The organism is Pseudomonas sp. yb_5 (assembly GCF_043103865.1).
In the GTDB taxonomy this organism is placed as follows: domain Bacteria; phylum Pseudomonadota; class Gammaproteobacteria; order Pseudomonadales; family Pseudomonadaceae; genus Aquipseudomonas; species Aquipseudomonas putida_Y.
The window spans coordinates 56,478-82,320 of the sequence record NZ_JBICKE010000070.1; the positions used below are offsets into that span (position 1 = coordinate 56,478).

At 63.0% G+C, this 25,843-nt stretch carries 20 protein-coding genes and 1 riboswitch; of the genes, 9 read left to right on the forward strand and 11 right to left on the reverse strand.

The window, feature by feature from the left end:
* Positions 1-693 (forward strand): TraX family protein, encoded by a 693-nt coding sequence (locus tag ACF8GF_RS10340; RefSeq protein WP_392488576.1) that lies wholly within the window; start codon positions 1-3, stop codon positions 691-693.
* An 88-nt stretch (positions 694-781) separates the two neighbouring features.
* Here ACF8GF_RS10340 and ACF8GF_RS10345 read toward each other — a convergent pair whose 3' ends face one another.
* From ACF8GF_RS10345 to ACF8GF_RS10355, 3 genes are all read right to left on the reverse strand, one after another.
* Entirely contained in the window at positions 782-1,792 is a 1,011-nt protein-coding gene (locus ACF8GF_RS10345; RefSeq protein ID WP_392488577.1) for an aldo/keto reductase, read from the reverse strand.
* 72 nt (positions 1,793-1,864) lie between these two features.
* On the reverse strand, positions 1,865-3,385 hold the full coding sequence (locus tag ACF8GF_RS10350; protein WP_392488578.1) for an FAD-dependent oxidoreductase: 1,521 nt from the start codon (positions 3,383-3,385) through the stop codon (positions 1,865-1,867).
* A 174-nt stretch (positions 3,386-3,559) separates the two neighbouring features.
* The gene (locus tag ACF8GF_RS10355) at positions 3,560-4,888 is read right to left on the reverse strand and encodes an MFS transporter (protein WP_392461285.1); all 1,329 of its coding nucleotides are present in this window, start codon (positions 4,886-4,888) and stop codon (positions 3,560-3,562) included.
* 163 nt (positions 4,889-5,051) lie between these two features.
* Between ACF8GF_RS10355 and ACF8GF_RS10360 the strand changes: the two genes are divergently transcribed.
* Together ACF8GF_RS10360 and ACF8GF_RS10365 are read left to right on the forward strand one after the other, a co-directional pair.
* Positions 5,052-6,149: a sugar diacid recognition domain-containing protein gene (locus ACF8GF_RS10360; RefSeq protein ID WP_392461286.1), complete on the forward strand. Its 1,098-nt coding sequence runs from the start codon at positions 5,052-5,054 to the stop codon at positions 6,147-6,149.
* Positions 6,150-6,290: 141 nt separating this feature from the next.
* Positions 6,291-7,430 carry a glycerate kinase gene (locus tag ACF8GF_RS10365; RefSeq protein WP_392488579.1) on the forward strand — a complete coding sequence of 380 codons (1,140 nt, stop codon included), beginning with the start codon at positions 6,291-6,293 and terminating at the stop codon, positions 7,428-7,430.
* A gap of 20 nt (positions 7,431-7,450) precedes the next feature.
* On the opposite strand, the gene ACF8GF_RS10370 is transcribed toward ACF8GF_RS10365, so the two are convergent.
* Complete coding sequence (locus ACF8GF_RS10370; RefSeq protein WP_392461287.1) at positions 7,451-8,350, reverse strand: LysR substrate-binding domain-containing protein; 900 nt, start codon at positions 8,348-8,350, stop codon at positions 7,451-7,453.
* Positions 8,351-8,477: 127 nt separating this feature from the next.
* On the opposite strand from ACF8GF_RS10370, the gene ACF8GF_RS10375 reads away from it, so the two are divergent.
* Complete coding sequence (locus ACF8GF_RS10375) at positions 8,478-9,524, forward strand: SMP-30/gluconolactonase/LRE family protein (protein ID WP_176684260.1); 1,047 nt, start codon at positions 8,478-8,480, stop codon at positions 9,522-9,524.
* Here ACF8GF_RS10375 and ACF8GF_RS10380 read toward each other — a convergent pair.
* The 4 genes from ACF8GF_RS10380 to ACF8GF_RS10395 form a co-directional block, all read right to left on the reverse strand.
* Positions 9,514-10,494 carry a site-specific integrase gene (locus ACF8GF_RS10380; protein WP_176686031.1) on the reverse strand — a complete coding sequence of 327 codons (981 nt, stop codon included), beginning with the start codon at positions 10,492-10,494 and terminating at the stop codon, positions 9,514-9,516. The two genes, ACF8GF_RS10375 and ACF8GF_RS10380, sit on opposite strands and share 11 nt — an antisense overlap.
* 60 nt (positions 10,495-10,554) lie before the next feature.
* On the reverse strand, positions 10,555-12,882 hold the full coding sequence (locus tag ACF8GF_RS10385; protein ID WP_392488580.1) for a putative bifunctional diguanylate cyclase/phosphodiesterase: 2,328 nt from the start codon (positions 12,880-12,882) through the stop codon (positions 10,555-10,557).
* A gap of 81 nt (positions 12,883-12,963) precedes the next feature.
* A complete protein-coding gene (locus tag ACF8GF_RS10390; RefSeq protein ID WP_392461293.1) occupies positions 12,964-13,947 on the reverse strand; it encodes an SCO family protein in 984 nt (327 codons plus the stop codon).
* Positions 13,948-14,003: 56 nt separating this feature from the next.
* On the reverse strand, positions 14,004-17,399 hold the full coding sequence (locus tag ACF8GF_RS10395; protein WP_176684256.1) for an Ig-like domain-containing protein: 3,396 nt from the start codon (positions 17,397-17,399) through the stop codon (positions 14,004-14,006).
* 252 nt (positions 17,400-17,651) lie between these two features.
* Positions 17,652-17,766, forward strand: a riboswitch (TPP riboswitch).
* Positions 17,767-17,844: 78 nt separating this feature from the next.
* Between ACF8GF_RS10395 and ACF8GF_RS10400 the strand changes: the two genes are divergently transcribed.
* The 5 genes from ACF8GF_RS10400 (at position 17,845) to codA (ending at position 23,110) form a co-directional block, all read left to right on the forward strand.
* On the forward strand, positions 17,845-18,492 hold the full coding sequence (locus tag ACF8GF_RS10400; protein ID WP_176684255.1) for a TenA family protein: 648 nt from the start codon (positions 17,845-17,847) through the stop codon (positions 18,490-18,492).
* Complete coding sequence (gene tenA, locus ACF8GF_RS10405) at positions 18,489-19,154, forward strand: thiaminase II (RefSeq protein WP_176684254.1); 666 nt, start codon at positions 18,489-18,491, stop codon at positions 19,152-19,154. Before ACF8GF_RS10400 ends, tenA begins: the two co-directional genes overlap by 4 nt.
* 230 nt (positions 19,155-19,384) lie before the next feature.
* Positions 19,385-20,650 carry a cytosine permease gene (gene codB, locus ACF8GF_RS10410; RefSeq protein ID WP_176684253.1) on the forward strand — a complete coding sequence of 422 codons (1,266 nt, stop codon included), beginning with the start codon at positions 19,385-19,387 and terminating at the stop codon, positions 20,648-20,650.
* Complete coding sequence (locus tag ACF8GF_RS10415) at positions 20,647-21,864, forward strand: PucR family transcriptional regulator (protein WP_392488581.1); 1,218 nt, start codon at positions 20,647-20,649, stop codon at positions 21,862-21,864. Before codB ends, ACF8GF_RS10415 begins: the two co-directional genes overlap by 4 nt.
* A gap of 4 nt (positions 21,865-21,868) precedes the next feature.
* Positions 21,869-23,110 (forward strand): cytosine deaminase, encoded by a 1,242-nt coding sequence (gene codA, locus ACF8GF_RS10420; RefSeq protein WP_392488582.1) that lies wholly within the window; start codon positions 21,869-21,871, stop codon positions 23,108-23,110.
* A gap of 13 nt (positions 23,111-23,123) precedes the next feature.
* Here the strand turns inward: codA and ACF8GF_RS10425 are convergent, their stop codons facing one another.
* The 3 genes from ACF8GF_RS10425 to ACF8GF_RS10435 all read right to left on the reverse strand — a co-directional run bounded on the left by ACF8GF_RS10425 (position 23,124) and on the right by ACF8GF_RS10435 (position 25,794).
* A complete protein-coding gene (locus ACF8GF_RS10425) occupies positions 23,124-24,071 on the reverse strand; it encodes an ornithine cyclodeaminase family protein (protein ID WP_392488583.1) in 948 nt (315 codons plus the stop codon).
* Positions 24,068-25,069, reverse strand: a complete 1,002-nt coding sequence (locus tag ACF8GF_RS10430; protein ID WP_392488584.1) for a threonine/serine dehydratase — start codon at positions 25,067-25,069, stop codon at positions 24,068-24,070. Before ACF8GF_RS10430 ends, ACF8GF_RS10425 begins: the two co-directional genes overlap by 4 nt.
* 119 nt (positions 25,070-25,188) lie before the next feature.
* Positions 25,189-25,794, reverse strand: coding sequence for a transcriptional regulator (locus ACF8GF_RS10435; protein WP_392488585.1), 606 nt, complete (start codon positions 25,792-25,794; stop codon positions 25,189-25,191).
* Positions 25,795-25,843: the final 49 nt, after the last annotated feature.

Sequence of the window (25,843 nt, forward strand, 5' to 3'; positions counted from 1 at the left end):
TTGCGCTCGGCCGGGCTGGATCTGGTCAAATGGACGGCGATGTTGACCATGGTCGTCGATCACTTGCGTTTTCTGTGGCCCGAGGCCGATAGCCTGTTCGTGTTGGGGCGGCTGGCGTTTCCGCTGTTCTGCCTGGCGATTGCAGTAAATGTGGGGCGAGTCCGTGCGGGGGCGCTGTATACCCGTGGCAACCTGCGCTACCTGGCGCTGATGCTGATGTTCGCGGTGCTGTCCGAGCCTGCGTATCGTTGGCTGGACAGTGGCTCGCACACATTCAGCGTGATGCCGACCTTGTTATTGGGGTTGGTGGTTGCCTGGGGTGTGCATCACCCCTTGATATCGGCACGCGTGCTCGGCATCGCCGGCCTGCTGGCGGGTTGGTTGTTGCGTGAGCAGCTGATGTATGGGTTGCCGGGGGTGTTGCTGCCGGGCGCCTGGTTGATGGCGCGCAGGCAAGGTGGGGTTGCCGGGTTGTTGCCTTGCCTGTTGGCTGCGGGCGGCAATCTGACCAATAGCTGGTTGCGCGAGCACCTGTTGGCGCCGTTCACGGTGCTGACACTGACTGCTGCAATTCTGGCGATTCCGCTCGGGGTGCTGTTGTTACGGCATGATGAATGGCGGGTGCCCGTAGTGGGGCGCTGGGGTTACCTGTTCTATCCGCTGCATTTGCTGGTCATCAAGGTCCTGTCATGAGCCAGGCATCGGGCCGCGGTGATCAAGGGGGGCGGGAGCCCGGCGTCGGGCCCCCATTGCCCGCGAAGAGGCCAGTACAGCAAGACGCTCAGCTGCGTGCCAACCGCCCACTCACATAATGCGCGACATCATTGAACCCTGGGGTCGACGCATGCCCCGGCGTCACCAGTGAGTCAATGAACGCCTCGTCCTCTGCGGTGATCTTCACCGCCAGCGCACCGCCATAGGTCTCCCACTGTTCCTCGGTGCGAGGCCCTACGATAGCGGAACTCACCAGCTGGTTGTTCAATACCCAGGCAATGGCAAACTCGACGATCCCCACACCTTTGGCCTCGACATAGGCCTGGATCTGCCGGGCAATCGCCAGCGATTCCTGGCGCCACTCCACCTCCATGATGCGCTTGTCCTGGCGCCCGGCACGGCTGCCAGCGTCCGGCACCGCCCCGGGCGCGTACTTGCCACTGAGCACGCCTCGCGCCAGCGGGCTGAACGGCACCACGCCCAGACCGTGCGCGGCCGCAGCAGTGAGTTGCTCTGGCTCGGCCTGGCGGTTGACGATGTTGTACAGTGGCTGGCTGACTACCGGCTTGGGTACGCCAAGGCGCTCGGCAATATGACAGACCTCGGCAATGCGCCAGCCACGGAAATTGGACACCCCCCAGTAGCGGATCTTGCCCTGGCGCAGCAAGTCGCCAATGGCCTGCACGGTCTCTTCCAGCGGTACCTTGCGGTCTTCGCGGTGCAGGTAGTAGATGTCCAGGTGGTCCATGCCCATGCGGGTCAGCGTGGCATCCACGGCATTGAAGATGTGCTTGCGCGACAACCCGCTGCGGTTGGGCAGGCCGTCGGCCGGGCCGAAGCCGACCTTGCTGGCGACCACCCAGTCATGGCGATGGCGCGCCACGGCTTCACCGACGATTTCTTCCGAGCGCCCGGCGTTGTACACGTCGGCGGTGTCGATGAAGTTGATGCCTTGGTCCCAGGCCTTGTCGATGATGCGCAGGGCATCATCGGTACTGGTCTGCTCGCCGAACATCATGCTGCCCAGGGTAAGGGCGGAAACCTGCAGGCCACTGTGGCCGAGGGGGCGGTAGATCATGCGCGTGGGTCCTTGTGCAGTCGGCTGACCTGCCTGTTTTACACACAACCGGGAAGCATTGAAAGGCACCGCTCAGCCAATGAGCGCCAAAGCCTCCTGCAGGCTTAACGGGCGCTTCAGGCGTTGCGACAGTGTCGCCATGGCATCGGAATAACCTTTGGCGATAACGGCCTCGACGCGCTCATCCACACACTGCAGGGCAACGAAATCGCCTTTTTCCGGCTCCCCGACGAATTCGATCCGGTTCCAGTCCCTGGCATGACCCAGCACTTCATAGGTACGGCCGTGCTGGTAGGTCCAGAAGAAGGGTACATCGGCATAACGGCGCTGTTCGCCAAGCATGTTCGCGGCGGCGATAACCCCGTGTTGCTGGGCCAGGCGCCAGTGTTCGATGCGCACCGGGCGCCCCGTGAGCGGGAACGTGGCAATGTCACCTGCGGCCCACAAACCGTCAGCTGCGCGCATTTCTGCGTCGACCCTCACCGATTTGTCTTCGCCAAGCGGCACACCTTGAAGGAACGCGGTGGCGGGTTTTACCCCGGTGCCGAGCAGGACCAAGGGGGTCTGCAGCCGTTCACCATTGGCCAGTTTCACCGCTTCGGCCTTGTCCTGGCCTTCGATCCGCTCGACCTCGGTAGGGCCGTGGAAGGTGATCCCTTTTCGTTCATGCAGCGCGCGAATGCAGCGCCCGATCCGCTCACCCAACTGTCGGGCCAGAGGGACTTCGTGGCGTGTGACCACGTGCACCTGCAAGCCATATTTGCGCAATGCCGAGGCTGCCTCCAGGCCGATGAAGCCGTCACCGACGATGACCACCGGCTGGCCAGGCTCGGCTGCATCGAGCAACTGTGCAGCATCTTCCAGTGAGCGGAGGGTGAACACCCCGGGCAAGTCGGCACCGGGAATGTCTGGGCGCAGTGCTTTACCGCCGGTTGCCAGCAGGCAGGCGTGGTAATCGATCTGCTGACCATCGGCGAGGGTGACCTGGCGCTTCTGGCTGTTCAGGGTGCGCACCTTGCCGCACTTGCGTTCCAGCTGGCCCTTGCGCAGGGCGTCGGCTTCGAGCAGCGCGGGGACCTCATCGGGCGGCATCTGCCCGGCAATCACGAATTTGCTCAGTGCTGTGCGGTCGTAGGCCGGCTGGCGTTCCTGATCGATCCATACCAACCGGCCAGCGAAGCCATGAGCCAACAGGGTGGCGACGGCGGCGCTGCCGGCGGCACCGGCGCCGACTACCACGAAACAGCGGGCATCGCTGTGCCTGGGCGGTTCGGTTGCCGGCAGGGGCTGGTCATCGACCCAGACTTCATCGCCCTTGATCCACGCCCTGTAGCGGCGCAGGTCGGCCAGCGCAGGTGGCTCACAGACCACCCCGTCGTCAACCGCGAAGGCAGCTTTGTGCCAAGGACAGACCAGCAGGCCACTGCAAACCACGCCTTCATCAAGGGGGGCGCCTGCGTGGGGGCAGTTGCCCTGGTAGGCATGTACCTGATCGCCTTGGCGGATGAGGATGAGTTCTTCGTTGCCGGCCTGCACGCGCAGGGGGCGGTGTTCGTCGAGCTGAGCCAAGCGTGCCACGGCGTATTGGGTCATCGAGGTTTCTCCAAAGGGGCCTTTGGAACCATTTGACGCCTGGGGCGCGGAGGGGATGCGTTGAGCTGACGATCGGTGGAGGGTTTGAATTTCGTATGGCTTGGGTGGGCCTCTTCGCGGGCTTGCCCGCCCACAGGCTTGAAACTTGTGGGAGTGGGCAAGCCCGCGAATGCCTCAACTCGCCCGCGCAGTGCTCAGCGAACCCGCTCGCGTTACACGCAAGGCCACCAGGCTACCCACTACGATCAACGCCGCGAGCGAATACAGTGCGGCATCGGTTGAGCCGGTCTGGTCCTTGATGAACCCGACCAGGTACGGGCTGAGGAACCCTGCCATCTGGCCTACCGAATTGATGATCGCCAGACCTGCCACGGCAGCTCCGGCACTGAGCAGCGCGGTGGGCATTGGCCAGAACATCGGCAGGCCGGTAAGCGCGCCCATGGTGGCGATCGACAAGCCAAGAATGGCAATGCTCGGGGTACCGGCGAAGTTCACCGCAATCAGCAGGCCGACGGCGCCCATCAGCATTGGCACCACAAGGTGCCAGCGGCGCTCGCTGTGCAGGTCGGCCGAGCGCCCGCAAAGGATCATGAACACACCCGCCAGCAAGTACGGGATGGCGCTGAGCCAGCCGATCAGCAGCGGGTTGTCGAAGCCCATGCTCTTGATGATCGAGGGTAGCCAGAAGTTGATCGCGTACACACCGCTCTGGATGCAGAAGTAGACGAAGCCGAAGGTCCAGATCAGCGGGTTGGTCAATACGGCCAGCACGCTGTCGCTGGTGGTGTTCGGTTTGCTTGCGGCATCGGCCTGCAGGTCGGCAGCGATCAGTTGACGTTCAGCCGGGCTCAGCCAGGCGGCTTTCTGGTAGCCGTCACTGAGCAGGAACACCGCCAGTACGCCCAAGGCCACGGTTGGCAGGCCCTGGATCAGGAACATCCACTGCCAGCCGGCCAGGCCGTGCTGGCCGGCGGCAAAATGTTCGAGGATCCAGCCGGAGAATGGCCCGCCAAGCAGACCCGATACCGGGATCGCCGACATGAAAAGGGCCATGATGCGGCCGCGCCGGGCCGCCGGGAACCAGCGCGAGAGGTACAGCACCACACCCGGGAAGAAGCCGGCTTCGGCAGCGCCGGTGAGCAGGCGCAGGGTGTAGAACTCGGTAGGGGAGGTGACGAACAGCAGGCAGGTGGACAGGCTGCCCCAGGCGATCATCATCAGGGCGATCCAGCGCCGTGGGCCGAAGCGATTGAGGGCCAGGTTGCTTGGCAGGCCGCACAGTACGTAGCCGATGAAGAAGATGCCGGCGCCAAGGCCGTACACCGTTTCGCTGAATTTCAGAGCGTCGAGCATTTGCAGCTTGGCAAAGCCGACGTTGACGCGGTCCAGATAGTTGAACAGGTAGCAGATGAAAATGAACGGAATCAGCCGCAGGGTGATACGCCGGTACAGCGCGTTACGGGTGGTGTCCGTGCCTTGGTCAGGGGCGGGGCTGTGTGCCATGATCGGGTTCTCTGTTGTTATGGTTTTCGCCGCGTCGCCTGTTTCGGCGCTCGCCCTGACGAGTCTCGGGGACTGCGGCTAGCCTGTCTTTGTGCTTTTGCACAGCGCTTGGCCCAGGCTGCTGTGCCCGAGCCCAAAAGCCAAACACCTAAAGGACCACGCAATGTTCGAACTCGACCATGACCTGGCACAGGATATCGTTGACCGGGCAATGGCCATCTTGCCTTGCAACGTCAATGTCATGGACAGCCAGGGGTTGATCCTGGGCAGTGGTGAACCGGAGCGCATCAACACCCGTCACGAGGGGGCGCAGCTGGTTTTGGCCAATGGCCGGATCGTGGAGCTGGATACCGACGCGGCCAAGTGCCTGAAGGGCGTGCAGCCTGGGGTGAACCTGCCATTGATGCTTGATGGGCGACTGATGGGTGTGTTGGGCCTGACCGGTGACCCGCAGCAGGTGCGCACCTATGGCGAGCTGGTACGCATGACCGCCGAAATGCTGCTGGCCCAACGCAATTTACAGGCTGACCAGCAATGGCGAAGGCAGCGCTGTGACGACCTGCTGGCGCTGTTGCTCGGCGGCAGCGGTAACGCCCCGCGCTTGCTGGACGAAGCCCGTCAGTTGGGTTTGAAACCTCAGCTGCCGCGGATTCCGTGCCTGTTTGAAATTACCTCGGGGGCACCTGCCGAGGCGCTGGCCGCATGGTTGATGAGCCGTTATCCGGATAGCTGGTGTGTCAGCCCGGCCCGCCAGTCGTTGCTGTGGTGCCGCCCGGCCGGCGTGGCACTGGATGAACTGCGCCTGCTGGAACGCCTGCAACGCCACGGCTGGGACATTGAGCGACTGGCCCTGGGTAGTGCAGCGCAGAGTCTGGAGCAGTTACGCCGTGGTTACCGCCGGGTGCGTGACTTGCTGGCCTATGGCCGCGAGGTATTGCCCACCGAACGATTGCTCAGCCTGCAGCGCTACCGGCTGCCGGCGCTGCTGTGGCGCCACCGTAACGACGACGCGCTGGACGAGTTGATGGAGCCGTTGCAGCGCATCCGCGCCAAGGACAGCAGTGGTCAGTTACTCGTCACTCTGCGCGCCTGGTGTGCCCATGACGGCCAGAGCCAGTCCTGTGCCGATGCCCTGGGCATCCACCGCAACAGCCTGCGCTATCGACTGGAGCGGATAGCCGAGCTGGGAGAGGTCGACCCGTTGCGCCTGGAAGGGATGCTTAGCTTGTACTTGGGGTTGCAGCTGTTGCCAGCTGACTGAAGGGTTCACTTGCCGGCGATTGGGCGAGAACAGGCAAAAAGGCATCTGCCCAAACAACCCGGCCAGCGATTTGTGCATTTGACCGAGGTCACCTTGGCTGCCACCTGTCAGCATGCTGCTCATCAGGACAGGAGAAACCCCATGAAGATCGTCATTGCCCCCGACTCGTTCAAGGACAGCCTCGACGCTGCCGGTGTCGCCCGCGCCATCGCTGCAGGCCTGAACGAAGCGTGGCCGGAGGCTGAACTGGTCGAGTGCCCGATGGCCGACGGTGGCGAAGGCACCATGGAAGCGATCCTGGCCGCCAGCCACGGTGAACTGCGCCGCCAGGCCGTGCGCGGGCCATTAGGGCAAAGCGTCGAGGCCAGCTGGGGCTGGTTGCCGCAAGATCGCACCGCAATCATTGAAATGGCCCAGGCCAGTGGCCTGCAACGGGTGCCAACCGGCCAGCGCGATGCTTGCTGCAGCAGCACCTGGGGTACCGGTGAACTGATTGCCGCAGCCCTCGCCGCCGGAGCCCTGCGTGTGGTGCTGGCGATTGGCGGCAGCGCCACCAACGATGCCGGCAGTGGTATGTTGCGAGCGCTTGGGCTACGCCTGCTGGATGCTGACGGGCAAGCACTGGAAGAGGGCGGCCTGGCCTTGTCCAAGCTGGCCCGTATCGACGCCAGCGGCCTCGACCCGCGCCTGGCCGAGGTGCAGTTTGAAGTCGCGGCGGATGTCGACAACCCATTGTGTGGCGCCAACGGCGCATCGGCCATCTTCGGCCCGCAAAAAGGTGCCAACCCGCAGCAAGTGGAGGCGCTGGACCACGCGCTGAAGCACTTTGCCGACCATTGTGCGCTGCTGTTGGGCGAGGATGTGCGCGATTACCCTGGTTGTGGCGCGGCCGGTGGCATGGGCTTCGCTGCCCGGGCATTCATGGATGCGCAGTTCCGTCCAGGGGTGGAAGTCGTGGCTGAGCTGGCTGGCCTTGCCGCCCTGGTGCAGGGGGCAGATCTGGTGGTGACTGGCGAGGGGCGTTTCGATGCCCAGACATTGCGTGGCAAGACGCCTATGGGTGTGGCACGGGTTGCCAAGCGCCATGGCGTGCCGGTGGTGGTGCTGGCCGGTACCTTGGGGGAGGGGTATCAACAGTTGTATGCCCATGGGGTCGATGCTGCGTTTGCACTGGCCAGTGGGCCGATGACCCTGGAGCAGGCATGTGCAAATGCTGCCGAGCTGTTGCAGGCCAGGGCTTGTGATATTGGTCGGTTGTGGCGCTGCGCGAAGCGAGGCTGAACACCACTGTTCAAGTGGCCTTAGGGCTGCGTCTGGAACATGGCAATGAAGTTGGCCAGCGCTGGCGAAGCATTCTGGGCGCTCCATTTCATGTACAACCCAAGCCCTGGGGCAGGCTGGTCATCGATAGGCTGGATCGGGCAAAACTGCACGCGTTCGCGCGGGGTCGAGCGGACGAACGACTCCGGCACCAGGGCCACGCCAAAGCCGCAGGCCACCAGGCCAAGCAGGGTGTGGATCTGCGCCGCCTCCTGCACGATCCTGGGGTAGAACCCGGCCGATTCGCACAGCGCAACCAACTGCGCGTGGTAGCCCCCGCCCAGCGCTTGCGGGGTGAACACGAAGTCCTCATCGGCAAACTCGCGCAAGTCGACAACTTCGTGCCGTGCCTTGGGATGGCTGGCGGGCAACGCCATGACGATCTGCTCGTCAAGCAGCAAGCGTGCCTCCAGGGTGCCGACTGGTAGCGGAAGCCTGCGCATGAAGCCAATATCCGCCTCGCCGGCCAGCAAGGCCTTGGCCTGAGCGGCGGATGGCATCTCGCGGATGGTCAGTTGCACGTTCGGATAGGTTTCCCGAAAGCGGCGCAAGCGGTTGAGCAGCGAGTCGTAATAGGCGATGGAAATGGCCGTGATGGTCAATTTGCCGCTGACCCCCGCAGAAACGTTGCGCGCGTACTCGATCCCTTGTTCCAGTTCGGCAAGCGTGCGGTAAGCGGTGTCGAGAAACGCTGCACCCGCTGCGGTCAGACGCACCTCGCGCTTGTTACGCAGAAACAGGCCAAAGCCGAGCTTTTCTTCAAGCCGGTTGATCGCCTGGCTCAGCGGTGGCTGCGCCATGTGCAGGCGCTGGGCGGCCTTGTGAAAGTGCAGCTCTTCGGCCACAGCGATGAACTGCCTGAGCAAACGTGTTTCGATCATCCAGCATTCCTGCAGCGCGGCGACACGGCGGTGATATCCATGGGATATCAAAGTTGCATGCTTTTAATATTAAGTCATTGATTTTTTTGTTGATATCGTAAAAAAGGAGAATTGAAGGTAGCCAGAAATGCCCGTTACTCACCTGGCCGGTGCGCTGTGCCATCACACTAATGACAGCGATGGCCAGTACACCGCCACGCGCTTCAACAAAGACAGCGGCGTCAGCTATCGTCTTGACCTCGGCCGTGTGCAGACCAGCGACCTGGCCCAGGTGGCCGAGCGTAGGAGACGCATCAAGGAATGCAACTACGTGCCAGTCAAAGTTGCCAACGCACGCGCGGACCTTGGTGAAAGCCTGGTCTGGGATGAGCGCAGCGGCGTACTGTATTTTGTCGATATCTCTGGCGGGCGCATCAACTGCCTGGCACCTGATGGCGAAGTCGATTGCCTTTACGAGTCTGCCGCGCGCATTGGCGCCCTGGCGCTGACCGACCGAGGCAACCTGATTTTCACCGAGGATGCCAGCGTGGCCATCTTCGATGTGCCAACGCGCAAGGTGCGCCAGCATTCGGCTTCGGTTCATCCGCGCTCGACTTTCCGCTTCAACGATGGCGCCTGCGACCCGCAGGGACGCTTCGTCACCGGCCTGATGGACGAGGCCCCCAGTGGCAATACCGGGGCGCTCTTTCGCTTTGACTGGCAATTGAGCGACCAGGTGATTCACGATGACATGGCCTTGCCCACCGGCCTTGCCTGGTCGCAGGACGGCCACACGGTGTACTTCGTCGATTCGGCGGCGCGTGCGATCTACCGCGCCGAGTACCTCATCGAAGGCCGGCTGGGCGCTGTTACGCTGTTTGCCGAAACCCCCGCCGAACTGGGCCGGCCGGATGGCCTGGCGCTGGACCGCGAAGGCGGGCTGTGGGTGTGCCAGTACCATGGCAGTTGCCTGCTGCGCTACGACCGCCACGGGCACCTGACCGACCAGGTGTTGATGCCAGTACCGTGCCCCACCAGCTGCTGCTTTGGCGGGCCCGGGATGAACACCTTGTACATCAGCACCGCGCGTTACGACATGATGCCAGAAGACCTGCACCATTATCCGGACGCTGGCGACCTGTATGCCATCCGCCCGGAAACGGGTGGTGTCGCCAGGCACAGCTTCAAGGAATAAGCGGTTGCACCTGACTGGCCGGTAGCACGGCCAGTTCGCCAAAGCGTTGCGCCGAGTCGATGTAGCGCAGCGCCGACTTGGCATCTTTCCAGCCCACATAGCTCATCAGCGATTTCAGTTCCCAACCATTGGCGGTTGCCCAGGTGGCGAAGCCACGCCGTAGCGAGTGGCCGGTATACAGCGCCGCCGGCACCCCGGCACGTTCCAGCATGCGCCGCAGCAGGCCGACCAGGCTGTTGCTGTTGAGCGCGCTGTCACCAAGGTTGCCCCAGCGGTCGAGTTTGCGGAACACCGGCCCGTGGGCAATACCCGCGACTTCAAGCCATTGCAGGTAGGCAGTGACAGGGCACAAGGCCTTGAGGGCTGGGGTGCGGTGCTGCACGCCCAAGGCTTCGCGGTCGCCCTTGCTGCGTGGCAGGAAAAGCGTAATGCCGACACCGGCTTCGGCCTGGATGTGTTCGATGCGCAGGCGTGCCAACTCATCGCCGCGAAAACCACGCCAGAAACCCAGCAACAGCAAGGCGCTGTCACGGCGAGCCCGGCGCAGGGCTGCCAAATCATGGTGCTCGCGGGCTTGTCGGGCTTCTTCTTCAAAACACGTCACAGCAGTTTGCAGGTGTTGCAGCAACAGCGGGGCGGCCTGTTTGGGTGGCGTCGGGTGCAGGGTGCGGATGCCGCGCAGCACCTGACGCACCAAGGGTGCCTTGGTCGGGTCGGGGAAACCTTGGGCGACGTGCCATTGGCTGAGCGCGGCCAGGCGTTGACGCAGGGTGCTGACGGCATGCTGGTCGGCATGATCGGCCAGGTAGCGGGCGATACTCTCGGCAGTGGCCGGGAGAAAACCGCCCCAGTGGCTTTCGAAATGTTCGATGGCGGCCTGGTAGCTGCGCCGGGTGTTGTCACGGGTGGCGGCGCGAAGGTAGCGCTCGATATCGGTCATGGTGCGGGTGTCGGTGTGTGATCGGTACACGATAAACCGAAATGCGTTGCCTGTCCTTGCCCAACGCCATCGGCAAGCCTGCCGTTGCGCTCAGTACACGCATGCCTTGTCCTCGATACCGTTGAAGGGCGGGTAAACCCACAGCTGCGGCAGCGACAGTGGCCGGCTGAAGTGGTAGCCCTGGGCGATATCGCAGCCGGCAAGCTTCAGATACACCACCTGTTCACGGGTTTCCACCCCCTCGGCCACCACTTCCAGGCCCAGGCGCTTGGCCAGGATGATGGTGGAGGACACGATAGGGCTGTCGTCATGGCTGTTGGACAGCGCCGCGATCAGCGAACGATCGATCTTCAGCTTGCTCAGGGGCAGTGAATGCAGGTGGGCAAAGCCGGCGTAGCCACGGCCAAAATCGTCCAGACTGATACCCAGACCTGCGCCGCGCAACGTATGCAGGTGCGCCACCGCCGTGCCTTCGGGGTCGAGAATGGTGGTTTCGGTAATTTCCAGCTCCAGCTGCTGGGGCGCGATGCCATGATGCTGCAACTTGCTCAGCAGCCGGTCAGCGAAGTCGGCTTGACGCAGTTGCAGGGCGGAGACATTGACGGCCAGCCGTGTCTTGCGGCCTTGGGCATTCCAGCTCGACAAGGCTTCACAGGCCAGCTGCAGTACTTCCCAACCCAGCTCGACAATGAAACCACTGCGCTCGGCCAGGCCGATGAAGCGGTCCGGGTACAGCAGGCCGAACTCGGGGTGGTCCCAGCGCACCAGCGCCTCGTAGCCCAGCACCTGGTGGGTGTCAAGGCGCATCTGCGGCTGGTAGTGCAGCACGAACTGGCGTTCGGCCAAGGCACTGCCGAACGCCTGTTCAAGGGTAAACGCCTGGATATCGGCCAGGTTCAGCGAGGGGTCGAAAAAGCGATACTGCGCGCGCCCTGCCTGCTTGGCCGAGTACATTGCCGCATCGGCGCTGCGTATCAGGCTGTCGATGTCCTGGCCATCACGCGGACAGATGCTCACCCCTACGCTGGGGCTGGTGTTGACCTCTTGGCCATCCAGGGCGTAGGTGGCCGACAGTTTCTGCACCAGTTCGTGGACCCAGGCGTTGATCTGCTCCTCGCTGCGCTCGCCGGCCAGCAGCACCACGAATTCGTCGCCGCCAAAGCGCGAAGCCTCGTCGCCGGGCTCCAGCAGGCGCTGGATACGCCCGGCCACGGCCTGTAGCAGCAGGTCACCAATCTTGTGTCCGAGCGAATCGTTGATCGACTTGAAACGGTCCATGTCGATGAACAGGATCGCCATCAGTCGGCGCTTGCCACGTTGCCGAGTCAGCACCTGGCTGGCCACTTCGACGAACTGGCGACGGTTGTGCAGGCCGCTGAGGTGGTCGGTGGCGGCGGCGTGGCTGCTGCGCCGGTGTTCGTCCTCCAGGCGCACGATCAGCTGCTGATTGACCTGCTGGGCATGTTCCAGCGCATCGAATGCCTCCTGGCGCTTGCGTAGCAGGCGCAAGGTCCATAGCAGGCTGGCCAGGATCATCAGGGTCATGCTCAGGTTCAACCAGAATTGCCGGGAATAGGCCAGCGTCGAGGGTGTGAGGATTTCTGCCTGGCGCTGGCTGACCACCACGCTGAAGCCTTGCTCGGGTACATGGCGGTACACGCTTTGGTAGGCATCACCCGCTACGTACTGGGTCAGCATGCCCGCTTCGGTGTTTAGCGCCGGCAGCGGGGGCTGCAATAGGTCGCCGGCAGTCACCGTGCCGCTGTTGTCGATGCGCAGCCGCTCCAGGCCGTCATCCTGCAGCAGACGCACCAGGCCACTGTTGCCCAGGTCGATAGGCTGGAACAGCACCGCCAGGTAGCCGACGTCCAGTTGCACCACCAAAATGTTGTCGATTTCCCGGCCGGTCGAATTGGTCAACGGCAGCAGGAAGGGCAGGCGCCAAGTGGGCAGGGTAGCGGTTTGGTTGACAGGCTGAATGCTTGGCAGGAAAGGTTTGAAACCGTAGCGGTCAATGTGCCGTTGCAGTTGGCGCAACCAGTCTGCCGGCAACTCGGCGGCCTCATCGGTATGGCTGGCCGACAGCAGCCGGCCTTGTCGGTCGTACAGGCTCAAGCGCTTGAAAACTGGGTCTGCTACCAGGCTGGGTGCCAGGCGGAAGTTGCCCTGACGCAGCGCTTTCATATCGTCCTGGGTAACACGACCCACCGCCTGGGCGCGGTCGACAAGCTGTCGCAGGCTTGCGCCCACGATGTTGGCCAGGTTCAGGTGCTCGGTGGCTTTGGCCGACAGTGCATCCTGGCGAGCGGCGGCTTTCTGCGTGACGTGCAGCCCCCAGAGAAAGGCCAGGGTCGCTGCACAGAGCATCAGGATCAGCAGTCGCAGAAGGCTGGATGAGGAAAGCGAACGGCGAATCACTGCTGATAGTTCCCGACCCTGGGTGATGCTCGAAAAATACGACAGCGAGATGACAGCCTGATGACTGATGGCTAATCGCCTTTAGGGGATTCCCTTATTTGCAACGGGTGTCTGCAGGCGTGCCGTTTCTTCTTCGAGGTAGCTTATCAATGCGCTGACTTCGGCATCGCCCAGGCGCATGTTGGGCATGGCCAGGCGGTTGTATTGTTCGAACAGCAGCATGGCCAAGGGGTCTTTTTCGGCCAGCATCTGGTCGGGCACCTTCAGCCAGCGGACCAGCCAGTTGGCGTCACGCTGGCGGGTCACGCCCAGCAGGTCGGGACCTATGCCTGGTTGGCCTGGCTCGGTGTTGCCCACGGTGTGGCAGGAAGAGCAACGGGTGCGGAAGATCTGCTCGCCGCTGCTGGGTGTGCGCATCTGCGGCGCTTGAGCGTAGTCATTGGTCATGGCGCTGGCCTGCTTCCAGTTGTGCAAGCTGTTGCCGAGGCGGTCGGCGAGGATGTACGGGCTTTCGAAAGGCGAGGCTTTCATCCAGCGGCCGGTGGCCTGGTTGCCGATGATGAGGCTCAGGTTGTGGTCTTTGGAGCGGCCGTTTTCCAGGCCATCGATCCACAGCCCCAGGCTGCGGCGTAGTTGCTCGATATCGTCAGGTTCGCCGGTCAGCAAGGTCCAGCCTGGGCCGATGCTGAACTTTTCGGCATAGCGCTTGAGGGTGGCGGGGGTGTCGTTATAGGGGTCGATGCTGATGGAGTAGAGGAAGATATCCTTGCCGACCCGGTCACCGAGGATTTTCTGTACCTGGCGCAGGCGTGCGGTTTCCACTGGGCAGGAATCGGAGCAGCCGGTAAAGATGAAGTTGATGGCAACCACCTTGTCCTTGATAAGGTCGTCGAAGAAATGCACTTCTTCGCCATCCTGGGTGAGCAGGGGGATGTTGGGGAAGTAGTTGGCCCCCCAGGGAGTGGCAGCTGCTTCGGCCACCGTTTGTTGCGGGTGCAGTGGCCAGAACGGAATGCTGGCGGCGAACAACGCAAGTACCAGCAGGAAACGCCATGAGCCGGGCATGATGCGGTCCTCGTGGGTTGGCTGAGCGGGGCCGCATAGGGGTCCCCGCTTTGCACTCACTTGTATTTGACTGGCGCTGTCACCGTCTGGCCCAGTGCCGATTTCACCGTGACCGTCGCTGGCGTGGCCGGGCCAAAGCCGGTGGTGGTCACCGCTACCCGCCAACGGGCCCCCGTAGTCGTGGCAGTCAGCGTCGCGTTCCCCAGGCTTACCGGACCACCGGTGGTTGCTGCAGTCACACTGATGCTGTTGCCCGTGGCCACCGTGGTAGTCCCCTGCACATCCCAGGTGAAACGGTTGCCGCTGCGTTCCTGCACCGTGGCACTGGTGACCTTGAGTTCGTCGGCCGCTGCTGCTGCGGTTACGGCGATGCTGACCGTGGCCGGGGCCACCGACTCGGCACCCTTGGTATCACGCGCCGTGTAATTGAAGCTGGCCGTGAATGGCGTGGCGACCGTAGCGGGCGGGCTGTACGTTACGGTGGTGCCGTCAGTGCTGACGGCACCCTGGCCGGAGTCCGGCTGGCTGAGGCCGGTTACCGTGAGCGGTACATTGCCGTCCGGGTCACTGTCGTTGGCCAGCACGTTCAGGGTGATCGGTGTGCCAGCCGTCGTTGCGGCACTGTCATTGGCCGCGACGGGTGGTTTGTTGGCCGGGTCGTCATTGTCGTCGTGGGTTTTGGTGCGGAACGTTGGCAGGCCCACCGAGGCCATGTAATGCACGCCATCCCATCCCGGCAGCGGGGTCGGCATCACCTGGAACTGCCCCGGGTGTTCAATGTCCCAGCGCAGCAGCATCGAAGAGTCCTCGTGCTGTGTGTTGTGGCAGTGCTCCATGTAGGTGCCGGCAAACTCGCGGAAGCGGATGGCCATTTCCACCTCGATGGACGAATCAGTATCCGGCCCGATTCGGTACACATCCTTGCGCGCCCATTTTTCCCATTCTGGCGGGGCCTTGCCGTCGCGGCTAAGGATCACGCCTTCCTCGAAGTGCACGTGTACCGGGTGGCTCCAGCCATTGCCGCCGTTGACGATTTTCCACACTTCCAGGGTGCCGTCGCCGCTGAAACCAGCGTCGGTAGACTGGTTGGCCAGTTGCGGTGCGGCACTGATGCGGCGTGGGTCCATGCTGTAGCCAAAGCCGCCGTCGGTCTTGATGGTCCACGGGGTTGTGTCCGTACCGTCAGAGCGGCCAAAGATGAACTCGCGGTGTCGGGCATCCTTGAGTTTGGCCTGGTCCGCTGCGGCATCGCGGTCAATTGGCAGGGGCAGCATTTTCAGGCCGGCCGCCTTGCCTGGCTTGGCCGGCTCATAGGCTACCGGGTCCATGCTCAGGTCCTGGCCGGTGTACGGCTGCACCCACAGTTGCAGAAACTTGCCGACTGCCGGATCGCCCTTGTCCCACTGCGGGCCTTTGCTGGTCTGCTTGATCACCGCCTTGTATTTTTCCGACAGCACGTCGGCCAACGGGATAGCTTGCTTCGGACCTTTGCCGGAGTCGTGCTCCATCAGGTTGACGAAGTACAGCTTGTCGCCTGCCTTGATGCCATTCCTGGCGAAGTTGATGATGATGTCGTAGCGCTCGGCAATGCCCTGCAGTGGCAGGATGCCGTTGTTGTCTTGCAGGTTGCCGTCACCATTGAGGTCCATCGTGCCGTCGAATGGCACCGCGTGTTCCATGATGTTGCCGTCGTTGGCGATCATGTGGAACGGCACCCGCGCATACGACACGTTGGAGCCGGACGGGCCTTTGAACTCGCCACTGTTACCGGCAATTTCCCGCACCACGGCGAACTTGAAGTAGCGTGAAACCGAACCGTTGAGGATACGGAAACGGTAACTGCGCGCACGCACCTTGAGCCTGGGCTGGTACTGCCAGTTGACCAGGATCTGGTCACCGAGGAAGCCGTCAGTGTTGAACGGGTTGAACCACAGCTGGCCGTTTGCATCCCAGGCCTTGTCGGCTATCACCAGGTTGACGTCATAGTCACGGTTACCCCAAGGCATGGCTGAGCCACTTGGGAAGCGCAGGTTGACACCGTCCTGCAGGGCCTCGTTGCCGCGGTCCAGGGCGCTGTAGTAGTTCATCATCACGGCGTTGCCTTTGTAGACGTTCTGCGCCGTGAAATCCATCATGTGGTCGTGGAACCAGTGGGTACTCATGGTTTCGCGCCAGTCACCACGAATCTTGATGCTGCCGTTCTCGCAGGTTTTCAGGCCCGGTGTGCCATCGTTGACGAACAAGGTTTCACCCGGCGAGCAGGGGAAAGCTGCTCGCGGGTCCTGGGCACGGGTGTTGATGGTGTCGTAGCCGGCCAGCTGCACCGGCCAGCGGTAGTCGTAGTACTGGCCGGGGAAGAAGTACGCGTTGGCAAAGCCGTCGCTTTCGGCCGGGGAGTGGCCGTTGTGCTCGTGGGTCGAGATGGTATGCAGGCCAAAGCCGCCGTTGGCCGACGGGTCAATCGGCAGGGCGTTGTAATGGCGCATCAGGATTGGCTGGCCGTAGCGCACCATCAGCAGCTTGGGCGGGAAAGTGCCGTCGAAGGTCCACAACGATTTGTGGTTTTGCAGCGGCATGTTTGGGTGGAAGCGTATGTCGATACCCTTGGTGGTGCCCAGCGTGGTCGGAATGTCCGACGTCTGGTAGTACAGGCCTCCTGGGGCAAATTCACCGACGGCATAGTTGTGCAGTTGCTTGCGGTCGCGCAGGCCGAGGTTGATGCGCGCACCGGCCTGGGCGGTCTTGAACGCTGCCTGCGGGTAGAACTCGTTCCAGCGCTGGTGCGACCAGCCTTTTCCTGGTGGCCGGCCTTCAGCGGGCGAGCCGACCGGCTGGCGGTTGAGGAACATCTCGATCTGCGCCTTCCATGGGTTGCGGTCCAGCACGTTGGCGTACTGGGTCGGGAACGGGTACAGGCCGGGCTGCTTGAGGAACGCTTCCAGTGCGCTGCCACTGGGGCCGCTGCGTGCCACCACGTTGGGGTCTTGCGCGGGGGCCGCGCCGAGGGTGGGGACCGGGAAGGTCAGATCGGGCGCCGGCGTGGTCGGGTCGAGCTTCTCTGGCCCGAATTCTTCGAACAGCAACAGTTGCTGGGTGAATGGTTGCGCACCGAACAACGGGCTGGGTTTGCCGTTGGTAGGGTACTTGTCCGACGTTTGCAGGGCAGGCGGCAGCACGTTGTCGGTGCGTACCGTGCTGCGGTCGCCATACACGCCATCGGTCAGCTCCAGCGCGCCCTCGTTGGCCTCGGGCAAGGTTTTCAGCTCAAGCAAGGCAGCGGTCGGGTCGTCCGGCTGGTCGGTGTAGGCCGACGGGTCGGTCGGCGGTGGCGGGCTGTTGTCGTCGAGGGGGGCTGCCATGGCCGTGATCAACCCCAGGCTGATCATCAGCGCAGTGACGGAGGACAGATGGAACGCGCGCCTGGACGCGTGGCTCATGGCGGATGTTTTCATTGGCTTAAGCCTCTGTTGCGGCCTTACGGCCTTAAGCCATCAATGGCGTTTTGCCCGTTAAATGGCCATGAGCAACAGCTATGCCAACAGATATTTCAGTAATGCTTTGACATACAAAACCTTGCAGCGCCTGGCGTGCACTAAACGATGGCGCGTCAAGAATGGGGGCAGATACCCATTAGCGGGTCACAATTGCCCACAGTTCGGGGAGTTGGAGAGTAGTGACAGGCGCGGCGCCCTCGGGTATACCTGAACGCCACCAAGGGGAGCCCGGCAATGGGCTGAGAAACCGCTGAACGCTACAGCGCGGTGACCCTTCGAACCTGATCCGGATCATGCCGGCGAAGGGATGGGGCTTGTAACCTGCCTTTTTGCCGGCCTCACTGCGAGGCCAGTCCATGCCAACTTTCAAGGTCTCGCTGTCACCCTCATCAAGGACAGCAACATGACCGAACGTTTCAGCCAGTCCCTGCGCCGCCAGTGCGAGCCGACCTGGTCGGCGGCCGTTGGCCACCGTTTCGTGACCCAATTGTGCGACGGCAGCCTGCCTGACCCGATCATGGTCAGCTACCTGGTTCAGGACCACCGTTTTCTCGACAGCTTCCTGACCCTGCTGGGCGCGGCGATCGCCACCGCTGACACGTTTGAAGCCCGCCTGCGCTTCGGCCGCTTTGCCGGGATGATCTCCAGTGACGAGAACACCTATTTCCTGCGTGCCTTCGAGGCCCTGGGTGTCAGCCCGGCGCAACGCAGTGAACCGGCCGATACCGCGCCTACCGCAGGTTTCAAGGCGATCATGCGCGAAGCGGCAGCCACCCGTTCCTACGCAGCGGCACTGGCGGTGCTCAACGTCGCCGAAGGGCTGTATCTGGATTGGGCGCTCAAGGCGCCGAAACCGATGCCGGACAACTTCGTCCATGCCGAGTGGATCACCCTGCACGACAACCCGGCGTTCCAGGCATTCGTCGCTTTCCTGCAGGCCGAACTGGACCGCGTCGGCCCGCAGGAGGCCGCATTGGCCAGTGACTTCTACCAGCGCACCGTGGCGCTGGAGCTGGCTTTCTTCGATGCAGTGTACCCGGAGGGCAAATGAGCATGGATATCTTCGAGCGCCTCAAGGCCGCCGCCACGCCACAATGGAACAGCTACGTAGACCATGACTTCGTGCGTCAGATGGGCGAGGGCACGCTGAGCGAGGAAGCGTTCCGAACCTACCTTGTGCAGGATTACCTGTTCCTGATCCAGTTCGCCCGCGCCTGGGCGCTGGCCGCCTACAAGAGCCGTCGCCCGACCGACATTCGCGCGGCGCAGGCCGGGCTGGCGGCGATCCTGGATGAAACAGAGCTGCACTTGCGCCTGTGCGCGCGCTGGGGCTTGACCCAGGCAGACATCGAAGCCGCGCCAGAGCACCAGGCCACGGTGGCATACACCCGTTACGTGCTGGACTGCGGCGCTGCCGGCGACCTGCTGGAGCTGCATGTGGCACTGGCACCTTGCGTGATCGGCTATGCCGAAATCGGCCGGACCCTGGCCGAGCGCATTGGCGACTTGAGCAATCACCCCTACCGCGAGTGGATTGGCGAGTATGCCGGGGAGGGCTACCAAGGGGTGGCCGCAGCAGCGCGCAAGCACCTGGACGAACTGGCAGCGCGCAGCATGACCGAACAGCGGTTCGCCGAACTGGCAGGGATTTTTGGCCAGGCCTCCAGCCTGGAGGCTGATTTCTGGCAGATGGGGCTGGACGGGATCGTGTAAACCGCCGTGGGCTGGGTGATTACTACCCAGCCTGAGCCCGCTTTGGTGCATGAACGCCTCAAAATAAGTCGTCCCGCACACTTCAAATCGTCAGATCGCGGCTTTAATGTGCACAGTGCATATGGATTTCTGGGCGACCAGCCCGATTTTTCCGGGTGGCGGCGCAGTAAAAAAAGCGGCCCGCATATTGCTCTTTCTGCTCCCGACTACACACCCGGAGCACCCGTGCAATGAGCTCACCCAACGAATTCCCCCTCAGCGAAGCCCCGCAGTCCGCCCGTAGGGGCCTGCTGCCGATCGCGATGGTCTTGTTCAGCTTCACCTTCTTTACCGGCACGATGTTCGCCGGCGGCAAGCTGGGCATGGCATTCAGTTTTGTCGACATGCTGTGGGTGGCTACCCTTGGCAACAGCCTACTGGCCTTGTATGCCGCAGTGCTGGCCTTCATCGCCTCGCGCAGCGGGCTGAACACCGTGCTGATGGGGCGCTTCTGTTTCGGTGAAGCGGGGAGCCGGCTCTCGGATTTTCTGCTGGGTTTTGCCGAACTGGGCTGGTATGCCTGGGGCACGGCTACGGTGGCCATCGTGCTGGTCAAGCTGCTGGGGCTGGCGGATGGCTTCGGCATGCCTTTGATGGTGCTGTTCGGGCTGGGTTTCAGCATTACGGCCATCATCGGTTTCAAGGGGCTGGATGTGTTGTCGCGGGTGTCGGTGCCATTGATGTTCGTGCTGCTGTTGGTGTCCATGTACATCGCCACCCGTGATGCCGGTGGCTTTGCCGGCCTGGCTGCAGTCGTCCCGCATGAAACCATGACCTTTTCGGCGGCAGTCACCATGGTTTTCGGCACCTTCGCCAGTGGCGCCACCCAGGCCACCAACTGGACACGGCTGGCACGCAGTGGCCGGGTAGCGGTGACCGCCAGCGTGGTGGCATTCCTCCTTGGCAACGGCCTGATGGTGGTGGCCGGCGCGTGGTGCGCGATGGTTTACCAGCAGGCCGATATCGTCGACGTGATGATGCTGCAGGGTCTGTCGTTCGCGGCGGTGGTGATGCTGTGCCTGAACCTGTGGACCATTCAGGGGCCGACCATCTACAACGTGTCGGCCGCCGCCTGCCATTTGTTGCGCAGTGAGCGCCGGCGCACGGCAACCCTGGTGGCGGCCGGAGTTGGGATTGTGCTGGCGATGGGTGGCATGTACGAAATGCTGATCCCGTTCCTGGTGCTGCTGGGGTCGATCATTCCGCCGGTGGGTGGGGTGATCATGGCTGACTTCTGGTATCGCCACCGCGGCAAATACCCGGCGCTGGGTGCGGCAAACCTGCCACGCTACAACCTCACCGGGCTGCTTGCCTATGCCGTGGGCGCTGTACTGGCCTATGCCTCACCGTGGGTCGCGCCGCTGGTGGGCATCGCCGCCTCGGCAGTGTGCTACATCGTCATTCTGGAGCTGGGCGCACGCCGCCGGGCGCCACGCCAGGCGGGTGTCGAGCCGTGAGCCTGGCGCTGGACGAGATCCTGCGTTTGCCCGGCCTGCACGAAATGCATGTGCGGGCCGGGGCGCGCAACCTGCAACGGCGGGTACGCTGGCCTTACGTGGCGGAGAACGAGGGTATCGCCGAATGGGTGATGGGCGGCGAACTGGTGTTCGTCACCGGCATCAACCACCCGCGCGGCGAAGCCAACCTGCTGAGCCTGGTGGAGGATGGCGACGCCGTGGGCATTGCCGGCATGGTGATTCTCACCGGCGGCAGTTTCATCCAGAGCATCCCGGCGTCCGTAATCGCGCGCGCCGAGCAACTGGGCTTACCACTGATCGAACAACCCTACGCGCTGAAGATGGTGGTGGTCACCCACCTGATCGGCACTGCACTGGTGCAGATGAGCCAGGTGCGCCGCTCGCGCAACGACATCCTTGGCCAACTGCTGACGGGCGACTACCCGAGCCTGGCGATTGCCCGGCAGCGTGCAGCGCACCTGCAACTGGCGCTGGACAAGCCTCGGCGCCTGCTGGCGTTGCGCCTGACGGGCGTGGACGCCTTGTTCGAGCGCCAAGGGCTGGCCCACGGCGAGCGTACCTGGCAAGCCACCCGGCAGGCCCTGGAAGACCAGCTGGAAGCCTGGTGCCGCCAGCGGCCTGACAGTGTGACAGCGCAACTGCCGGGCGACCTGTTCGTGGTGCTGCTGGCCGATACGCACGACTTACCCGAGACGTTGGGTGCGCTGTACCGGCAGTTGCAAGCCGCGACAGGTGAACTGGGCCTTTACATGGGCCTGTCGAGCCTCGCTGACGATTGCGCGCATTACCGCCAGGCCCTCAACGAGGCACGCCAGGCGCTGGATGTAGCGCAGCATCTGCGCCCGGTCAACGGCTATTGCAACTTCAGCGAGCTTGGCGTCCTGCGCCTGCTGCAAGGTATTGTCGACCGCTCGCTGATCGACGATTTCGTCAGCCGCACCCTCGGCCCGCTGATCGCCCCCGGGCGCAAACACGCCAATGCCCTGGTGCATACCCTCGACGCCTTGCTAATGGAAAATGGCAACGGGCTCAAGGCCGCACAACGCCTGGGGCTGCACCGCAACACCATCAATCAGCGCATCCAGCGCATCGAACAACTGAGCGGGCAGTCGCTGGACGACCCGCTTTTTCGCATGAATGCTTCGGTCGCCATGCTGGTATGGCGCATGAGCGAAGCCCACGGCAAGGAGTAACAGCATGAACATTATCAACGCACGCCTGCGCGGCAAGCCTGGCCTGTTCCGCGTCGAACTGAACGGCGAGCGCATTGCCGCCATCGTGCCCCAGACCGACGCCGTGGCGCCCGCTACGGTCAATGACCTGGACGCCGGGCATAACCTGGTGGTCGCGCCCTTTGTCGAGCCGCACATTCATCTGGATGCCACGCTGACCGCTGGTGAGCCGAAGTGGAACATGAGCGGCACGTTGTTCGAAGGCATTGAGCGCTGGTCCGAGCGCAAGGAAATCACCACCCACGACGACATCAAGACCCGTGCGAAAAAAACCATCGGCATGCTGGTGGACCACGGTATCCAGCATGTGCGCACCCATGTCGATGTGACCGACCCGAAACTCACCGCGCTCAAGGCCATGGTCGAGGTACGTGACGAGGTGCGTGAGCTGATCGACCTGCAGATTGTCGCCTTCCCGCAGGAGGGCATCGAGTCGTACGCCAACGGCCGGGCGCTGATGACTGAAGCCGTGGCGATTGGCGCTGACGTCGTCGGCGGCATTCCGCATTTCGAAAATACCCGCGACCAGGGTGTATCGTCGGTGAAGTTCCTGATGGACCTGGCCGAGCGTACCGGCTGCCTGGTGGACGTGCACTGCGACGAGACCGACGACCCGCAATCGCGCTTCCTCGAAGTGTTGGCCGAAGAAGCGCGGGTACGCGGCATGGGGGCCCGGGTCACGGCTAGCCACACCGTGGCCATGGGCTCGTATGACAATGCGTATTGCTACAAGCTGTTCCGCCTGCTCAAGCTGTCGGGCATCAACTTTGTGTCGTGCCCGACCGAGAGCATTCACCTGCAAGGGCGCTTCGACAACTACCCGAAACGTCGTGGCGTTACCCGCGTCGCCGAGATTGACCGCGCTGGCATGAACGTGTGCTTCGGCCAGGATTCCATCGTCGACCCGTGGTACCCGCTGGGCAATGGCAACATCCTGCGCATTCTCGAAGCAGGCCTGCACATCTGCCACATGCTCGGCTATGAAGACCTGCAGCGCTGCCTGGACCTGATTACCGACAACAGCGCCCGCACCCTGAACCTGGGCGAGCGCTATGGCATCGAGGTGGGGCGGCCGGCGAACCTGTTGCTGCTGTCGGCGCCGGATGATTACGAGATGGTGCGCAGCCAGGGACACGCGTTGGTGTCGGTACGCAATGGCAAGGTGCTGATGCAGCGCACGCCGGCGCAGGTGCAACGTTTGCGCTGACGCTGTTGTCGCCTCAGGTGCACAGGGCTGCCAGGGCGTAGCTTGCGACTTGTGCATCCTGCACTGCTACACCGGTCAGGTCCGCCAGGGTAATCTGGCTGTCGTGCTCACGCCTCTTGGCACGGCCAGCCAGCAGCGTACCCAGCTCGATCAGCTGGTTAGCGTCGATCCGGCCGCTGCCGAGGGCATGGGCCACTTCGCCGTACTGGCTGCACTGCGCGATGGAGTCGACGATGATACGGTCTGCCCTTGCCACCAGTGCTGGGTCCAGTTCCTGCTTGCCGGGCGCATCGGCACCGACGGCGGTGATATGCGTACCCGGCTGGACCCAATCGCTGTGCAACAGCGCCTGGCGAGAAGGCGTGGTGCAGACGATCAGGTTTGCAGCACCCGCAATCTCGGCCGCATCCTGCGTGCTGCGAACCCCGAAGCCCAGCTCGCGGGCAAATGCGGTATAGGCCGCAAGCCCGCGTTCATGCCGGCCCCAGACAATCACCTGGCGGCAGTCGGTCACAGCGCGAAGCTGCTCAAGCTGCATCTGCGCCTGCATGCCGGTGCCGAGGATGCCAATGGCCTTGACCTGGGATGGCGCCAGCAGCCGGGCGGCGATACGCCCGGCCAACGCGGTGCGCATGGCAGTCAGCCAGCCTTGGTCCTGCAGCAGTGCCAGCGGCTGACCGGTGTGTGCAGACAACACAAGCATCAGGCCATCATTGCTCGGCAGGCCCTTGGACGGATTGTCGTAGAAGCCTGTCGAAAGCTTGACGGTGAAGGTCGGGCTGCCTTCGATGTAGGCCGACTTCACGCAACAGTCACCGTTCGCGCCCTTGAATGCGAAGCCCTGCACGGGCGGTACCTGCACCTTGCCTTCGGAGTAGGCGATGAAGCCTTCCTCCAGTTGGCTGACCGCGAGCTCCGGGTTGAAGCGGGCGATGATCTGCGCCTTGCTGAAGACCCTCATTGAACGGCCTCGAGGAACTTCTCCAGCAGGATGTTACGGCCACACAGGATCACCGCGACACGCTTGCCCTGATAGCGCTCGGCGAGCTTCTGCATGCCGGCGACCGCAACCGCTGCAGCGCCTTCGATGATCCAGCGCTCACTGCTGGCGATGTCGCGCATGGCGCAGCGGATTTCGTCCTCGCTGACCAGCACGGTATCGGTGAGCAGCGCCTGGCAAAGCGGGAAGGTGATGGAGCCTGGCTCGACGCCGCCAGCCGTGCCATCCGACAGCGTTTCGCAGGCATCCAATTCGATGATTTCACCGGCCTTGAGTGATTGCTGCAGCGTTGGGTCATTCGCCGGCCAGCAGCCGATGATCTCAGTGCCCGGCTTGAGTACGCGCAGGGCGGCGCCGATGCCGGAAATCATCCCGCCACCGCCCACGGCAACGAACACCGCGTCCAGGTCTGGCGCCTGCTCGAACAACTCCATGCCGATGGTGCCCTGGCCGGCAATGACTTGCAGGTCGTTGTAGGGGGACACGAAAGGTACGCCCTGGGCCTTGGCTTGCCTGGCTGCTTCCAGCTCTGCACTCAGCGGGTCGGTGGGCAGGCAGACCACTTCGGCGCCAAGCGCGCGCATTGCCTCTGTTTTGTATGCCGATGCGCCCGTGGTGGTGTAGACCTTCACTGGCACGCTAGCCATCTTGCCGGCCAGGGCCAGGGCCTGCCCATGGTTACCGGAAGAGGCGGCTATCACCCCCTGCTTGCGCGCCTCGGCCGGCAGCAGGCGCACCTTGTTGCTGGCACCGCGAAACTTGAATGAACCGGTGTGCTGCAGGTGTTCGCATTTGAGCAGCACTTCACAGCCGGTCAGTGCCGACAAACGGGCGCTGCGAGTGAGCGGTGTGATGCTGACGGCGGGGCGCAGCGCGCCGTGGGCTTCCTTTATGGACGTGTACAGTGCATCGAGGTGTCGGGCATCGACAGTGGTCGGTGAAACAGTCGCGACTGGCATGCTGCGCTCCTTGTGGAATATTTATCCACAGTAGAATATTAATCCATTCAAGGCAAGGGGGCGAGCGCAATCGCTGGCAACACCCTGACAGGCTGCCAGTTCGGCCAAGCGGCGGGCGGTTAGCCCTTGAGCTCTTTCAGGTACTTGTACACGGTGGCCCGACCCATGCTCAGAACGTTGGCGACATAGTCAGCACCACTTCGCCCTTCGAACGCGCCTTCAGCGTACAGCGCCTGCACCAGGCTGCGTTTGTCCTTCATCTGTAAGGTCTGCAGCGACAAGCTGCGCGCTTGCAGCCAGGCATGCAGGAAGGTGTTGATACGTTCCTGCCAGTCATTGCGGAACAGCGAGTCAGGTTGCGGTACCAGCCGGTTCATCTGGAAGAACGCATCGAGCGCCACGCGGGCTTGCTCCAGTACCGACACGTTCAGATTGATGCACATCAGGTACTCGGGTTCGCCCTGCGAGTTGCGCAGTACGGTACTGATAGAGCGGATTTTCTGGCCGTTCCAGTTGAGCTTCTCGTAAGGGCCCAGGTTGGCACCGCCAAGTACATCGCCCAGTTCGTGATCGATCGCCGAATCATCGCCCAGCTTGCGTCGGGAGAAGTTATTGGCGATGTGCACGACCGTCTGACTGTGCAGTTCATGGACGATGACTTCAGCGTGCGGATACAGCAGCAGAGCGATGCTGTCGGCGATTGCTTTGTAGTTTTCCAGGGTCATTTTCTGTCGGTGATCGGTGCTGGACGCCCATGGTGGCGGCAAAGCGTTA

What these genes read in the sequence shown, in the direction of transcription:
- ACF8GF_RS10355 (WP_392461285.1), bottom strand. Translation starts at nt 4,888, where the DNA reads ATGGCACACAGCCCCGCCCCTGACCAAGGCACGGACACCACCCGTAAC.
- ACF8GF_RS10370 (WP_392461287.1), bottom strand. Translation starts at nt 8,350, where the DNA reads ATGATCGAAACACGTTTGCTCAGGCAGTTCATCGCTGTGGCCGAAGAG.
- ACF8GF_RS10365 (WP_392488579.1), top strand. Translation starts at nt 6,291, where the DNA reads ATGAAGATCGTCATTGCCCCCGACTCGTTCAAGGACAGCCTCGACGCT.
- ACF8GF_RS10400 (WP_176684255.1), top strand. Translation starts at nt 17,845, where the DNA reads ATGACCGAACGTTTCAGCCAGTCCCTGCGCCGCCAGTGCGAGCCGACC.
- tenA (WP_176684254.1), top strand. Translation starts at nt 18,489, where the DNA reads ATGAGCATGGATATCTTCGAGCGCCTCAAGGCCGCCGCCACGCCACAA.
- ACF8GF_RS10430 (WP_392488584.1), bottom strand. Translation starts at nt 25,069, where the DNA reads ATGCCAGTCGCGACTGTTTCACCGACCACTGTCGATGCCCGACACCTC.
- ACF8GF_RS10375 (WP_176684260.1), top strand. Translation starts at nt 8,478, where the DNA reads ATGCCCGTTACTCACCTGGCCGGTGCGCTGTGCCATCACACTAATGAC.
- ACF8GF_RS10390 (WP_392461293.1), bottom strand. Translation starts at nt 13,947, where the DNA reads ATGCCCGGCTCATGGCGTTTCCTGCTGGTACTTGCGTTGTTCGCCGCC.
- codA (WP_392488582.1), top strand. Translation starts at nt 21,869, where the DNA reads ATGAACATTATCAACGCACGCCTGCGCGGCAAGCCTGGCCTGTTCCGC.
- codB (WP_176684253.1), top strand. Translation starts at nt 19,385, where the DNA reads ATGAGCTCACCCAACGAATTCCCCCTCAGCGAAGCCCCGCAGTCCGCC.
- ACF8GF_RS10345 (WP_392488577.1), bottom strand. Translation starts at nt 1,792, where the DNA reads ATGATCTACCGCCCCCTCGGCCACAGTGGCCTGCAGGTTTCCGCCCTT.
- ACF8GF_RS10395 (WP_176684256.1), bottom strand. Translation starts at nt 17,399, where the DNA reads ATGAAAACATCCGCCATGAGCCACGCGTCCAGGCGCGCGTTCCATCTG.
- ACF8GF_RS10350 (WP_392488578.1), bottom strand. Translation starts at nt 3,385, where the DNA reads ATGACCCAATACGCCGTGGCACGCTTGGCTCAGCTCGACGAACACCGC.
- ACF8GF_RS10360 (WP_392461286.1), top strand. Translation starts at nt 5,052, where the DNA reads ATGTTCGAACTCGACCATGACCTGGCACAGGATATCGTTGACCGGGCA.
- ACF8GF_RS10435 (WP_392488585.1), bottom strand. Translation starts at nt 25,794, where the DNA reads ATGACCCTGGAAAACTACAAAGCAATCGCCGACAGCATCGCTCTGCTG.
- ACF8GF_RS10425 (WP_392488583.1), bottom strand. Translation starts at nt 24,071, where the DNA reads ATGAGGGTCTTCAGCAAGGCGCAGATCATCGCCCGCTTCAACCCGGAG.